Source organism: Cellulomonas sp. KU4C (assembly GCF_056868065.1).
In genome coordinates this window covers 221,704-234,686 of sequence record NZ_CP200322.1, presented here as the reverse complement: position 1 = coordinate 234,686, position 12,983 = coordinate 221,704, and the positions used below count along the sequence as shown (strand labels likewise).

Annotated in this window: 12 protein-coding genes and 2 tRNA genes; 12 read left to right on the top strand and 2 right to left on the bottom strand. The window is 75.1% G+C overall.

Features of this window, described 5'->3' with window-relative positions; genetic code table 11:
* From AC1VL8_RS01110 to AC1VL8_RS01060, 11 genes are all read left to right on the top strand, one after another.
* The gene (locus AC1VL8_RS01110; protein ID WP_483073789.1) at positions 1–330 is read left to right on the top strand and encodes a PadR family transcriptional regulator; all 330 of its coding nucleotides are present in this window, start codon (positions 1–3) and stop codon (positions 328–330) included.
* Entirely contained in the window at positions 327–1,484 is a 1,158-nt protein-coding gene (locus tag AC1VL8_RS01105; RefSeq protein ID WP_483073788.1) for an HAAS signaling domain-containing protein, read from the top strand. Before AC1VL8_RS01110 ends, AC1VL8_RS01105 begins: the two co-directional genes overlap by 4 nt.
* A gap of 82 nt (positions 1,485–1,566) precedes the next feature.
* The gene (locus AC1VL8_RS01100; RefSeq protein ID WP_389231153.1) at positions 1,567–3,069 is read left to right on the top strand and encodes an NAD(P)/FAD-dependent oxidoreductase; all 1,503 of its coding nucleotides are present in this window, start codon (positions 1,567–1,569) and stop codon (positions 3,067–3,069) included.
* 90 nt (positions 3,070–3,159) lie between these two features.
* Positions 3,160–3,233, top strand: a tRNA-Leu gene (locus AC1VL8_RS01095).
* Between the two features lie 150 nt (positions 3,234–3,383).
* Positions 3,384–4,076 carry a DedA family protein gene (locus tag AC1VL8_RS01090; protein ID WP_483073787.1) on the top strand — a complete coding sequence of 231 codons (693 nt, stop codon included), beginning with the start codon at positions 3,384–3,386 and terminating at the stop codon, positions 4,074–4,076.
* Positions 4,077–4,155: 79 nt separating this feature from the next.
* Positions 4,156–4,227, top strand: a tRNA-Gly gene (locus tag AC1VL8_RS01085).
* A 227-nt stretch (positions 4,228–4,454) separates the two neighbouring features.
* The gene (locus AC1VL8_RS01080; protein WP_483073786.1) at positions 4,455–5,696 is read left to right on the top strand and encodes a hypothetical protein; all 1,242 of its coding nucleotides are present in this window, start codon (positions 4,455–4,457) and stop codon (positions 5,694–5,696) included.
* Positions 5,645–6,178: a hypothetical protein gene (locus tag AC1VL8_RS01075; RefSeq protein WP_483073785.1), complete on the top strand. Its 534-nt coding sequence runs from the start codon at positions 5,645–5,647 to the stop codon at positions 6,176–6,178. The genes AC1VL8_RS01080 and AC1VL8_RS01075 overlap by 52 nt, the downstream gene beginning before the upstream one ends.
* Entirely contained in the window at positions 6,175–7,230 is a 1,056-nt protein-coding gene (locus AC1VL8_RS01070) for a permuted SH3 domain-containing protein (RefSeq protein WP_483073784.1), read from the top strand. The genes AC1VL8_RS01075 and AC1VL8_RS01070 overlap by 4 nt, the downstream gene beginning before the upstream one ends.
* Positions 7,227–7,946 (top strand): ABC transporter ATP-binding protein, encoded by a 720-nt coding sequence (locus AC1VL8_RS01065; protein ID WP_389231141.1) that lies wholly within the window; start codon positions 7,227–7,229, stop codon positions 7,944–7,946. Before AC1VL8_RS01070 ends, AC1VL8_RS01065 begins: the two co-directional genes overlap by 4 nt.
* Complete coding sequence (locus tag AC1VL8_RS01060; RefSeq protein ID WP_483073783.1) at positions 7,946–9,355, top strand: ABC transporter permease; 1,410 nt, start codon at positions 7,946–7,948, stop codon at positions 9,353–9,355. The genes AC1VL8_RS01065 and AC1VL8_RS01060 overlap by 1 nt, the downstream gene beginning before the upstream one ends.
* 133 nt (positions 9,356–9,488) lie before the next feature.
* On the opposite strand, the gene AC1VL8_RS01055 is transcribed toward AC1VL8_RS01060, so the two are convergent.
* Entirely contained in the window at positions 9,489–10,367 is an 879-nt protein-coding gene (locus AC1VL8_RS01055) for an EamA family transporter (protein WP_483073782.1), read from the bottom strand.
* Between the two features lie 337 nt (positions 10,368–10,704).
* Between AC1VL8_RS01055 and AC1VL8_RS01050 the strand changes: the two genes are divergently transcribed.
* Complete coding sequence (locus AC1VL8_RS01050; protein ID WP_483073781.1) at positions 10,705–12,243, top strand: MDR family MFS transporter; 1,539 nt, start codon at positions 10,705–10,707, stop codon at positions 12,241–12,243.
* 73 nt (positions 12,244–12,316) lie between these two features.
* Here the strand turns inward: AC1VL8_RS01050 and AC1VL8_RS01045 are convergent, their stop codons facing one another.
* Positions 12,317–12,967: a TetR/AcrR family transcriptional regulator gene (locus tag AC1VL8_RS01045; protein WP_483073780.1), complete on the bottom strand. Its 651-nt coding sequence runs from the start codon at positions 12,965–12,967 to the stop codon at positions 12,317–12,319.
* Positions 12,968–12,983 lie beyond the last annotated feature (16 nt).

Genomic DNA, 12,983 nt, shown 5'->3' with positions numbered 1-12,983 from the left:
GTGGACACGACACAGCTGCTCAAGGGCGTGCTGGACGTCGCCGTGCTCGCGGTCGTCGCGCAGGAGGACGGCTACGGCTACGACGTCGTCCGGCGGCTGCGCGCCGCCGGGCTGACGGAGGTGGGTGACGCGTCGGTGTACGGGACGCTGCGCCGGCTCTACTCGCAGGGCGCGCTGACGTCCTACGTGGTGCCGAGCGACGAGGGCCCGCACCGCAAGTACTACGGCATCAACGCGCAGGGCCGGGCCATGCTCGCGACCCAGCGCACCGACTGGCGCGCGTTCGCGGGCACGATGGCCCGCCTGCTGGACGAGGAGGGGGCAGCGTGAACACGACCGCAGCAGCGCACGGGGAGGTGCGGACCGCCGTCGCGCAGTATGCGGCGGAGGTCCGGCGGTACCTCGCGGACCTCCCGCCCGACCAGGTCGACGACCTCGCCGACGGGCTGGAGGCCGACCTGGTCGACGCGCTCGAGGACGCGCCGGCGGACGGCGACCGGGTGGACCTGGCCGCGCGGTTCGGCGAGCCGCACGCGTACGCTCGCGAGCTGCGCGCCGCGGCGGGGCTGCCGGACGAGTCGACGCGCCGCGCGCGCCCCTGGCCGGCCGGCGTCGGGCGGGCAGGGGCGGCGACCGTCGCGGGGGCGCGGCGGGTGCGGGCCTGGGCCCGTCGGCAGCCGTGGTCCGGACCCGTGGCCGGCGCCGGGGCCGACCTGCGGCCGCTGTGGTGGGTCGTCCGGGGCTGGATCGCCTACCAGGTCGTCATGTGGCTGGCGCTGGAGGCCGACTGGCTGACGTGGCGGCTGCGGCCGGACCGCGACGGGCTCCCGGACCGGTGGCTGCACGCCGCGGTGCTCCTGGTGCTCGTGGCGGTGTCGGTCCAGTGGGGGCGGCGGCGGTGGGGTGCGGGGCAGCTGCCGTGGCTGTCGGCGGCCGCGACGGCGCTCGCCCTGGTGCTGCTGGTCCCGGTCGCGGTGTTCACAAACGAGTCGCGGTTCTACGCCCAGGTCGACCGGGTGCAGTACATCGAGGTGCCGACCCCGGTGTCGACGCCGCCCGCCGACGGTGTCTGGGTCGGCGGGATGCAGGTGAGCAACCTGTTCGTCTACGACGCCGCGGGTGACCCGCTGCACGACGTGCAGGTGTATGACGACCGGGGCCGGCCGGTGCGCACCGTGACCGACGGCGGCATCGGCACCTGGACGTTCCCCGGGGTCGACGAGGCGTGGACGTTCGTGCCCGCCGCGGACTCCGAGGGGCGCAAGCGCTGGAACGCGTACCCGCTCCGGGGGGCTCCGACGTCGGAGTTCGCCTGGCCCGGCGACGGCTCGCTGCCGCGACTGGGCGGCGACGCGCGCACCCCGCCCGCGCCGTTCGCGAAGGCCCCCGCGCTGGTGCTGCCGGGCGCGCCCTCGACCCAGGACCCAGGTCCCACGTCCGGGCCGGCCACCGGGGACCAAGCAGGCACGGGTTCCGCTCCCTGACCGGCGTTCCCGGGACTTTGTGCCCAGAATCACGTGCCTGTGGGTTCGCGTTCAACCAAACATGGGACGTACCGTTGTCCCTATGTCTGAGACCTCCGTCACGACCCCGGCGCCGCAGTCCGGGACCACGTCCCGCAAGGTGCCGCGCATCGTCATCCTCGGCGGCGGGTCCGTGGGGGTGTACTCCGCGCGCCGGCTGCGCCGCCGCCTGGGCAACCGCGAGGCCGCGATCGTCGTGGTCGACCCGCGCCCGTACATGACCTACGCGCCGTTCCTCCCCGAGGCCGCCGCCGGGTCCATCGACGCGCGCTACGTCGTCGCCCCGCACCGCCGCGCGCTCAAGGGCATCGACGCGCTCCAGGGCAAGGTCTCCGAGATCAAGCACGGCGAGCGGAAGGTCCAGATCACGCCCGAGGAGGGCGAGCCGTACTGGATCACGTACGACCACCTCATCATCGGCCTCGGCTCGGTCGCCCGCACGCTGCCCATCCCCGGGCTCGCGGAGCAGGCCATCGGCTTCAAGAACGTCGAGGAGGCCATCGCCGTCCGCAACCACGTCCTCGGCCGGATCGACCGCGCGTCGTCCACCTGGGACCCGGAGCTGCGCCGCCGGATGCTGACCTTCACGTTCGTCGGCGGCGGGTTCGCCGGCGTCGAGGCCATCGCCGAGGTCGAGGACATGGCCCGCGACGCGATCAAGCAGTACCCGTCGCTGGACGCCTCCGACATGCGGTTCGTCCTCGTCGAGGGCTCGAGGCGCATCCTGCCCGAGGTCTCCGAGGAGCTCGGCGGCTACACCCTCGAGCAGCTGCGCAAGCGCGGCATCGAGGTGTACCTGTCCACGTTCCTGAACTCGTGCGTCGACGGCCACGTGGTGCTCTCGGACAAGACCGAGTTCGACTCCGAGACGATCGTGTGGACCGCGGGCGTCAAGGCCAACCCGGTGCTGCAGAACTCCGACCTGCCGCTGGACAAGATGGGCCGCGTCACCACGCTCGCGACCCTGCAGATCGCGGACGCGGACGGCACCGTCGTCCCGGACGCGTACGCCGCCGGTGACTGCGCGGCCGTGCCGGACCTGTACAACCCGGGCCAGTTCTGCCCGCCGAACGCCCAGCACGCGATCCGCGAGGCCACCCACCTCGCCGACAACCTCGCCCGGGTGCTCCGGTCCGCCGAGCCGACGGACTACAAGCACAAGAACATCGGTGCGGTCGCCTCGCTCGGCATGTACAAGGGCGTGGCGCAGTTCCTCGGCCGGATCAAGGTCCGCGGGTTCCTCGCCTGGGTCATGCACCGCTCGTACCACGTGATGGCGATGCCGACGCTGAACCGCAAGCTCGCGATCATGTCCGGCTGGACCGCGAACCTGCTCTGGCGTCGCGAGACGGTCGCGCTCGGCTCGATCCACGACCCGCGCGCCGAGTTCCGCGCCGCGTCCGTCCCGCCGAAGCCCCGCGCCGAGGCCGCGCCGGCCGCCGCGGACCACTCCCCGGTCCCCGGCTCGGAGGCCAAGCCCGACGGCACCGGCACGGCCGACGACACGTCCGCGGCCGACTCCGCGTCGGCGAAGGCCACGGCCTGACGTACCCCGTACCGCCACGACGCCCGCCCGCCCCGCACCGGGGCAGGCGGGCGTCGTCGTGCACGGGCCCGCGGTGGCAGGATGGCGGCGGCCCTCGTAGCCCAACCGGCAGAGGCAGCCGGCTTAAACCCGGCGCAGTGCGGGTTCGAGTCCCGCCGAGGGCACCGCGACCGCACGGCCACCCGCACCGCAGCGGGATGTCGGCGCTCGACGCGGTGGTTGTGCACGTTGTGTGACGTCAGGGCCGCGATCGGCGGGTCCGTGGCAGGCTGACCGTTCGCCCCCGCCGACCTGACGTGGAGTACTCCCCTGCCATGAGCGCCGTGACCGACGCGATCGCCCCGTCCGCCGAGTACTCCGGGTTCATCGGCTGGGTGCTGCACCTGATGGAGACGCTGGGGGAGGTGGGCGTCGGCGCGGCCGTGTTCATCGAGACCTTCGTGCCGCCGATCCCGTCCGAGGCGGTGCTGCCCGGTGCGGGGTTCCTCGCCTACGACGGACGGATGAACCTGTGGTTCGCGATCCTCGCCGCGACCGCCGGCGCCGTCCTCGGCGCGTGGATCTGGTGGCTGCTGGGCGCCTGGCTGGGTCGCACCCGCACGCGCGCCCTGGTCGCGCGGATCCCGCTGCTCGACGCCGACGACTTCGACCGCGCCGAGCGGTTCTTCCTGCGCTGGGGACCGCTCGCGGTGCTGCTCGGGCGGTGCGTGCCGCTGGTCCGGAGCTTCATCTCGATCCCCGCAGGCATCGAGCGGATGCCCTTTTGGGCCTTCACGCTGTACACGACCCTCGGCTCGGCGGTGTGGAACGGGATCTGGATCGGGCTCGGGTACGCGTTCGGGCCGGCGATCAAGCCGGTGCTGGCCGAGTGGAGCGGCGTGCTGTCCAACCTCGTGCTCGGGGGCATCGCGCTGCTCGTGGTCTGGTTCGTGGTGACCCGCGTCCGGCGGATCCGGCGCGAGGCCGCGGCGGCGTCGGACCCCGCCCCGGAGGCGGCCGAGGTCTGACCGCACGATTCGTGGATCGGCCGCACGGCCGGTAGAGTTCCCACCTGCATCCCCCGGTCCTGCACGGCCGTGGAGACGCGCGGACGTGGCTCAGTGGTAGAGCATCACCTTGCCAAGGTGAGGGTCGCGGGTTCGAATCCCGTCGTCCGCTCCCAGCACCACCTCCTTCATCCCGCACGCCACCTCCCCCCGCCGGTGGACCACGCGTCCGACCGCAGGTGGACGCCCTGAGTGGTCGCCCCTGGCTAGCGTCGTCGCCGGACGCGGATCGCGACGAGACGGTGACCCCAAACCCCTCACGCAGGCCCGTCGTCCACGCCATGATCGGGTGCGTGCGGTTCCGCCGCCGACCCAGTGCCGACGAACGGAGAAGCTTCGATGACGACGTCCCGCCCCGCCCGACCGGTGGTCGCCCTGGCCGCCCTGGCCGTGCTGGCGCTCGCCGGCTGCTCCAGCTCCGGCGACGACGGCGGCTCGAAGGGGGGTGGCTCCCGCGCGGAGTGGACCCCCGGCCCGCTCGACGAGTACCAGGCGCGCATCTACGGGTTCTCCTACGACGACGAGCGCTCCGAGGAGGAGATGCAGGAGGAGTCCGAGCGCCAGAACCGCAAGGTCGAGGAGCTCGTCGCGTCCTGCATGCAGGACCAGGGCTTCGACTACACGCCGGTCGACAACAGCGGCTCGGTCGGGGTCTCCTCCGACGACCTCGACGTCGAGTGGGGCACGCGGGAGTTCGCCGAGCAGTACGGCTACGCGATCAGCACCGACCCGTGGGGCAACGCCGACGCCGCCCCCGAGGAGGAGACCGAGTGGGTCGACCCGAACCAGGAGTACGTCGAGTCGATGTCCGAGAGCGAGGCCGCCGCCTACCAGGAGGCGCTGTGGGGCCCGCAGGTCGAGTACGTCGAGGGCGAGGAGCAGGAGTACGACTGGACGACGTCCGGCTGCTACGGCGTCGCGCAGCACGAGGTCTACGAGGGCGGCGTCGACTCGGACGAGTTCAGCGCCGTCGAGGACGAGCTCAACCGGTTCTACGAGACGATGCAGGCCGACCCCCGCATCGCCGAGCTCAACACCGAGTGGGCCTCCTGCATGGCCGACGAGGGCTACGACGGCATCACCGACGTGTCCACCGTGCAGAACGACCTGAGCGAGGAGTGGAACGAGCTCCAGGGCTGGAACGACCCGGAGTACACCGCCCTGTCGGAGAAGCTGGGACTGGGAGGCGAAGCCCGAGGGCCCGCCCGCCCCCGAGGTCGACGAGAAGGCGGCCGCCGCCTTCACCGACAAGGAGATCGCGATGGCGGTCGCCGACTTCGACTGCCAGGAGAAGGTCGACTACGTCGGCAAGGGCACCACGATCAACCACGAGCTCCAGCAGGAGTTCGTCGACCAGCACAAGGCCGAGCTCGACGCGTGGGCGGACGCCGCCACCGCCGCCCGGGGGGAGTGACGTGCGCGACCAGCACGACGCGCTCGTCCCCGCCGGTGACGCCGACGGCCCGACCGACCCCACCGCGACCGACGCGGCACCGCCCCGCTCCTGGCGCAGCGGCAACCGCACGCTCGTGGTCCTCGCCGGCGTCGCCGTGCTCAGCCTCGTGGCCGGGCTGGGGCTGAGCCGGTTCGTGCTCAACCCCGCCGAGGCCGCCGCCCGCACCGCGCCGCCGGAGGCCGGGCCGATCACGGTCCCGGTCGAGAGCCGCGAGCTCAGCAACGACGTCACCATCCGCGGCGACGTCGTGTTCGACGACGCCGTCGACCTCCGGATCGAGACGGCGGACCTCGGCGAGCGCGCCGTCGTCACCGGGCAGGTCCCGGAGGTCGGCGCGACCCTCGACGCCGGGTCCGTCGCGCTCGAGATCGCCGGCCGGCCCGTGCTGGTGCTTCCCGGCGGGCTGCCGACCTACCGCACGCTGCGGGTCGGCGTGTCCGGACCCGACGTGCTGCAGCTCAAGGCGGCCCTCGGGGCGCTGGGCATCGGCGCCGGCGACGCCACGTCCGACACCTACGACTCCGCGACCGCCGACGGCGTCGCCGAGCCTACCGGCGCGCCGGGTACCCCGTCCCGGCACCGACCGACGAGCAGGAGGAGGCCGTGACCTCCGCCGAGCGGGCCGTGCGCTCCGCCCAGGCCGAGGTCACCGCCGCCGAGGGCGCCCTGGCGTCCGCGGGGAAGGGGAGCAGCGACGGGGGCGCGATCGCGGAGGCGGACGCGAACGTCCGCGCTGCGGAGCGGGCGGTCGGGGTCGCTCAGGCCGAGCTCGACGCGTGCGTCGTGAACGGCTGCGACCTGGGAGTTCCCGCTGCGCAGGCCGCGGTGGAGGACGCCCGGGACCAGGTCGGCGTCAAGCAGGCGCAGCGCGCCGCCCTCGGTGCCGCGCCCGACACCAGCTCCGAGCGCGCCGGCGTCACCGCCGCCCGCGAGGGCCTCGCCGACGCGCGCACCGCGCTCGAGGAGGCCCGGCGCGAGACGATCGTCGCCCTGCCCGCGAGCGAGGTCGTCTACCTCGAGACCCTGCCCCGGCGCGTGGACGCGGTCTCCGTGAAGCGCGGCGGCACCGTCGAGGGGACCGTCATGAGCGTGTCCGGCGCGACGCTGCAGGTCGTGGGCACGGCCGCCAAGGCGGATGCCGCGCTGCTGCAGGTCGGGTCGACCGGCACCGTCGTGCTCGACGGCGCCGAGATCCCGGTCACCGTCACGGAGATCGCCGCGTCCGGGTCCGGGGCCGGCGGCTCGGGCGGGTCCGGTGACGGCGGGGCCGGCGGCTCCGGCGACGGCGGCGGCGGCTCCGGCGACGCCGGGCGGATGACCGTGACGCTCCAGCCGGGCGAGCTGTCGCCCGAGCAGGTCGCCGCGCTCCAGGGCAGCAACGTGCGCGTCACCCTGCCCGTGGCGTCCACCGGCGGTGCGGTCCTCGCGGTGCCGCTCGCGGCGCTGACCGCGGGCCCCGGCGGCGAGTCGCGCGTCGAGGTGCTGGGCGACGACGACACCACGTCGCTCGTCGAGGTGACCACCGGTCTCGCGGCCGGCGGCTACGTCGAGGTCACCGGCGCCGGCGGCGCGACGCTCGCCGAGGGCGACCTCGTGGTGATCGGCACCTCCGGCGGCGCGTCCGACGAGGCGACCGACGCGGCGGAGGACGACGCGTGACGGTCGTCGACCCGCGCCCGGCCCCCGCCGACCCCGCGGGACCGCCGCCGGTCGTCGAGCTGCGCGGGGTCGCCCGGGTGTTCCCGGGCGACCCGCCCGTCCACGCCCTGCGGCCCAGCGACCTGCGGGTCGCCACCGGGGACTACCTGTCCATCGTCGGCCCGTCGGGGTCGGGCAAGTCGACGCTGCTGCACGTGCTCGGGCTGCTCGACCGGCCGACGTCGGGGGAGTACCTGCTCGACGGCGTGCCGACGAGCACCGCGACCGAGGGCGAGCGGAGCGCGCTGCGCGGCGGGCGGATCGGCTTCGTGTTCCAGCAGTTCCACCTGCTGCCGCACCGCACCGTGCTCGACAACGTGCTGCTCGCGACGCTGTACAGCGGCGTGCCCCGGGCGGAGCGGCGTGCCCGCGCCCTGGCCGCGCTCGACCGCGTGCACCTCGGGCACCGCCTGTCGTTCCTGCCGACGTTCCTGTCCGGCGGTGAGCGGCAGCGGGTCGCCGTGGCGCGGGCCGTCGTGTCCGCGCCCGCGGTGCTGCTCGCCGACGAGCCGACCGGCAACCTCGACACCCACAACTCGGCGGACGTGCTCGACCTGTTCGACGAGCTGCACGCCGACGGGCTCACCCTCGTCGTCATCACCCACGACGACGTCGTGTCCGCCCGCGCCGACCGCCGGGTGCGGATCGCCGACGGCCTGCTGACGGAGATCCGCTGATGGCCGGGCTGCCGCGCCTGCCGCGCCCGGGTCGCCGTCGCGCCGCCGCGGGCCCCGGTCCCGCGCCGGACGCCGGTCCCGCGCCGGACGCCGGGCCCGCGCCCGACGCCGCCGGTGGGGGGCTCGCGGTCCTCCTCGACGAGCCGCCCGCCGACCGCCCGGCGCCCGGTGCGCGGCCCCGACCCCGGCGCGCGGACCGGTTCGGCGTGCGTGACCTGGTCCGCGAGGCGGCCGCCGGGATCGACGCCCGCCCGGGTCGGCTGTTCCTCACGATCCTGGGCACCGTGCTCGGCATCGCGTCGGTGGTCGTCACCGTCGGGCTCGCGCAGACCGCCGCGGGCCAGATCGCGCGCCGGTTCGACGCGGTCGCCGCCACCCAGGCGATGGCGTCCGCGAGCACCACGCGCACCGCCGACGGCAGCCAGCGGGCGACCGCCCCGCTGCCGTGGGACGCCGACCTGCGCGCCGACCGGCTCGCCGGCGTCGAGGCCGCCGGCCTGGTCGCGGTGGTGGACGTCGCCGGGGCCGCGGTCACGGCGGTGCCCGTGAACGACCCGTCGGCGCCGGAGGTCACCTCCCCGCCGGTGCTCGCGGCGACCGCGGGTCTCCTGGACGCCGTCCGCGGCGAGGTCGTCACCGGCCGGTTCTTCGACGCGGGGCACGACGCCCGCGCGGACCGCGTCGTCGTCCTCGGCTCCCGCGCCGCCGACCGGCTCGGGGTGTCCCGGGTCGACCGGCAGCCGTCGGTGTTCATCGGCGACCGGTCCTACACCGTCATCGGGATCGTGGACGGGATGCAGCGGCGCACCGACCTGCGGGACGCCGTCGTGCTCCCCGCCGGGACGGCCCGCGCGGACTTCGGGCTCGCGGCGCCGCAGGAGCTGCACATGCGGATCGCCGTCGGCTCCGGGCCGCTGGTCGCGGACCAGGTGCCGACCGCCCTCGCGCCGAACAGCCCCGAGGTCATCACCGTGCAGGGTCCGACCGGGTCGTCCGGGGTGCGCGAGGACGTCCAGGCGGACATCAGCACGATCTTCCTCGCGCTCGGCGGCGTCGCGCTGCTGATCGGCGGGCTGGGGATCGCGAACGTGACCCTGCTGTCCGTGATGGAGCGCGTCGGGGAGATCGGCCTGCGGCGGGCGCTGGGCGCGCGGCGGCGGGACATCGCCGCGCAGTTCGTGCTGGAGTCCGCGACCGTCGGGCTGCTCGGCGGCATGGTCGGCGCCTCGCTCGGCGTCGCCGCCGTCGTGGGGGTGTCCGCGCTGCAGTCCTGGACGCCGATCCTGGACATCGGCGTCGTGCTCGCCTCCGCGGCGGGCGGCGGGGTCATCGGCCTGCTCGCCGGGATCTACCCGGCGCTCAAGGCCGCCCGGGTGGAGCCGATCACGGCCCTGCGCGGCGGGGTCTGACCGCGCCCGCCCGGCCGTCGAGGTCGCCGAGACAGGCCGTCCCGGCCGAGATAGCCCGTTCCACGGGGCTGTCTCGGCCGGGAGGTCCGATCTCGGCGGAGGTGGGGGCGCGGGGTGCGGGCGGGGGCGGGCGTCAGGTCGCGGGGGTGGCGTCCCGGCGGGGGCGGCCCGCGGACCAGACCACGCCCGCACCGGCGAGCACCACGAGCACCAGCCCGCCGAGCGCCGGGCCGGTCAGCCGGTCGCCGAGCAGCAGCGCGCCGACGACCGCGCCCGTCGCGGGGTCGACGGCGAACAGCGTCCCCACCACCCGGGTCCCCGCGAGCCGGACGGCCTGGAAGTCGAGGGAGAACGCCAGCGCGACGCCGAGCACCCCCGACGCGAGGAGCGCCGGCACGTGGCCGGTCGTGAGGTCCGGCGCCGCGGCGACCTGCGCGGGCGCGAGCAGCAGCGCGCCGACGCCCACGGACAGCGCGAGGTCGCCCAGGCCCGTCGAGGCGTCGCCGACCCGGCCGGCGAGCAGCGTGTACGCGCCGAACGCAACCGCGGCGCCGAGGCCGAGCAGCACGCCCAGCGGGTCGACGCCACCGGCGGGACCGCCGACGACCAGCAGCACGCCGAGCAGCGCCACGAACGGCAGCACCCGGGTGCGGCCCGCGGACGCCACCGCCGCGATCAGCAGCGGCCCGCAGAACTCGAGCGTGACGGCCACGCCGAGCGGCAGCCTGTCGAGCGCCGCGTAGAACAGCACGTTCATGGCGGCCATCGCGACGCCGTAGAGCACGATCGCCGCCCAGGTGCGCCGGTCGCGACCGCGGAGCCGGGGTCGGGTGAGCAGGAGCAGGACGACCGCCGCGGCCGTCATCCGGTAGCCCGAGACGGCGAGCGTCCCGAGGTCGGCGAACGTCCCGGCGGCGAGCGCCGCCGACAGCTGCACGGCGGTCGAACCGACCAGGACGAGGGCGGCGGCGAGCAGGGCGCGTCGACGCGCGCCCGGGAGCAGGGTGAGCACAGGGGATCCTTCGAGGGGCAGGCCCGCCGAGGTCGGCGGGTGGTGCGGGCGGCGTGCGCGGACGGGCACGTCGAGCCCGGGTGGGGGTGTTGACGGCCCGGTCAGGCCGCGGGCCCCCGGCGCGGGGCGCAGCCCCGGTTGCTCATCGGATCCATGCGAGCACCGTACGACTCCACCCGGCGGGAACGCTCCGGCCGTCCGGATGGCGGGCGCCGGGAATCATCGCCTGACGCGGGACGTTGGTCCCGGAGCGCGACTCCCTCCGGGACGCCGGCCGCCCGCGACCCGGGCGCCGCCACGCGCCCGCCACCGCCGACCCCACCCGCACGGGAGACCGATGAGCACGCACGACGACACCGCCCTGCGCGACCGGACCGCGACACCCGCGACCACCGGCCCCGACACCCCCCCGGCCGCCACCGCTCCCGCCGCCACCGCCGCGCCCGAGCGCCTGTCCTCCGGGGACCGCACCCTGATCGGTCTGCTGCTGATCGCGGGCTTCACGGTGATCCTCAACGAGACCGTCATGGGCGTGGCCCTGCCGGTCCTCATGCGCGACCTCGGCGTCTCGGCCGCGACCGGGCAGTGGCTGACCACCGGGTTCATGCTGACGATGGCCGTCGTCATCCCCGCCACCGGCTACATCATGGGCCGGTTCCGGCTGCGGGCGATCTTCCTCACGGCGATGTCGCTGTTCACCGCCGGCACGGCGATCGCCGCGCTCGCCCCCGGGTTCGGCGTCCTGCTGGTCGGTCGCGTCGTCCAGGCCAGCGGCACCGCCGTGATGCTGCCGCTGCTGATGACCACCGCGCTGACGCTGGTGCCGCCGAGCATCCGCGGGCGCACGATGGGCACGATCTCCATCGTCATCTCCGTCGCGCCCGCCATCGGCCCGACCATCTCCGGCCTGGTGCTGTCGCAGCTGTCGTGGCGCTGGATCTTCATCGTCATGCTGCCCGTCGCGCTGATCGCCCTGGGCCTCGGCGCGTGGAAGGTCCGGGACGTCACGACGCCGCGCCCCGCGCGCCTGGACGTCCTGTCGCTGCTGCTGTCGGCCGTCGGGTTCGGCGCGCTGATCTTCGGGCTGTCGAGCATCGGCGAGTCCGCGGGCGGGCACGTCCTGGTCGCGCCGTGGATCCCGGTCGCCGTCGGCGTGCTCGCGCTCGTCGTGTTCGCGCTGCGGCAGATCCGGCTGCAGGAGTCCGCGGACGGGCCGCTGATGGACCTGCGGGTGTTCGCGCAGCGTTCCTACACGGTGTCCGCGCTGGTGCTGATCATCGGGTTCATGGCGATGTTCGGCGCGCTGATCGTGCTGCCGATCTTCCTGCAGCAGGTGCTCGAGCTCGGCACCCTGGAGACGGGTCTGCTGCTGCTGCCGGGCGGGCTCGTGATGGGCGCGCTGTCGCCGGTGGTCGGGCGGCTGTTCGACCGGTTCGGCCCGCGCCCGCTGGTGACCCCGGGCGTGCTGGCCCTGAGCGCCGGCCTGTGGCTGCTGTCGACGCTGCACCCCGGTACGCCGTCCGTCGCGGTGGTCGGCGTGCACGTCCTGCTCAGCATGGGCCTGGCGTTCATGATCACGCCGCTGTTCACGTCCGCGCTCGGCTCCCTGCCGCGCGAGCTGTACGGGCACGGCAGCGCGATCGTGAACACGCTCCAGCAGCTCGCCGGCGCCGCGGGCACCGCGCTGTTCATCACCGTGCTGTCGACGACCACCGCGGCGCGCGTCGCCGAGGGCGCCGACACGCTCACCGCCACCGCGGACGGCGTGCAGGGCGCGTTCATGTGGGGCGGGATCGTGTCGCTGGTCGCCGTGGCGGTGTCGCTGCTGGTGCGCCGGCCCGCGACGACGGGCGACGCCCCGGTCGCGATGCACTGACCCCGGTGCGCCGTCCTCCGACGGTCGCGCGCGGCCCGTCGCCCCCACCCGGGGGCGGCGGGCCGTCGTCGTCTCAGCGGTGGTCGTCCCAGACGGGCGACGGGAACAGCACCTGCTCGAACAGCGCCCACGACGCCCGCATGTCGACGGCCGGCCGGCGGAACGACCGCACCTGGACGCCGTCCATCGCCTCGATGCTCATCTCGACCAGGTCGCGCAGGCCGTCGAACGGCCCGACCTCGGGCGGCAGCCGCCACGCGGTCTGCCGGTACAGGTCCCACGTCTGGTCGGGGCGGTCCGCGAAGTAGTCGTGCGCCGGGTGCTGCGGGGAGGCCGCCTCCGCGCCGAGCACCATGTAGAGCTTCATCAGCTGGGGCCGCGCGGCGTTGAAGTCGACGAGGTACCGGAAGTACCCGGGCAGCGACGGGCCGTCGGGGTGCGTCGAGCCGGGTGCCCCGCTCGCGACGTAGTCGGCCGGGGTGCCGAGCCGGTCGTACCGCTGGGAGACCAGCAGCTCCAGCAGGCCCTCCTTGCTGCCGACGTGGTGCAGCAGGCCCGCCTGGGTGATGCCCACCTCGCGCGCGACGTCCTGCAGCGAGACGCCGTAGAACCCGTGCCGGGCGACCAGGACGGTGGCGGCCTCGAGGATCTGCGCGATCCGCTGCTCGGGGCTGAGGCGGACCCGGCGGCGCGGGGTCGTCGGGTCGTCCGGGGCGGTGCTCACCGGGCGACCCTAGCCC

What these genes read in the sequence shown, in the direction of transcription:
- AC1VL8_RS01050 (WP_483073781.1), top strand. Translation starts at nt 10,705, where the DNA reads ATGAGCACGCACGACGACACCGCCCTGCGCGACCGGACCGCGACACCC.
- AC1VL8_RS01080 (WP_483073786.1), top strand. Translation starts at nt 4,455, where the DNA reads ATGACGACGTCCCGCCCCGCCCGACCGGTGGTCGCCCTGGCCGCCCTG.
- AC1VL8_RS01090 (WP_483073787.1), top strand. Translation starts at nt 3,384, where the DNA reads ATGAGCGCCGTGACCGACGCGATCGCCCCGTCCGCCGAGTACTCCGGG.
- AC1VL8_RS01060 (WP_483073783.1), top strand. Translation starts at nt 7,946, where the DNA reads ATGGCCGGGCTGCCGCGCCTGCCGCGCCCGGGTCGCCGTCGCGCCGCC.
- AC1VL8_RS01100 (WP_389231153.1), top strand. Translation starts at nt 1,567, where the DNA reads ATGTCTGAGACCTCCGTCACGACCCCGGCGCCGCAGTCCGGGACCACG.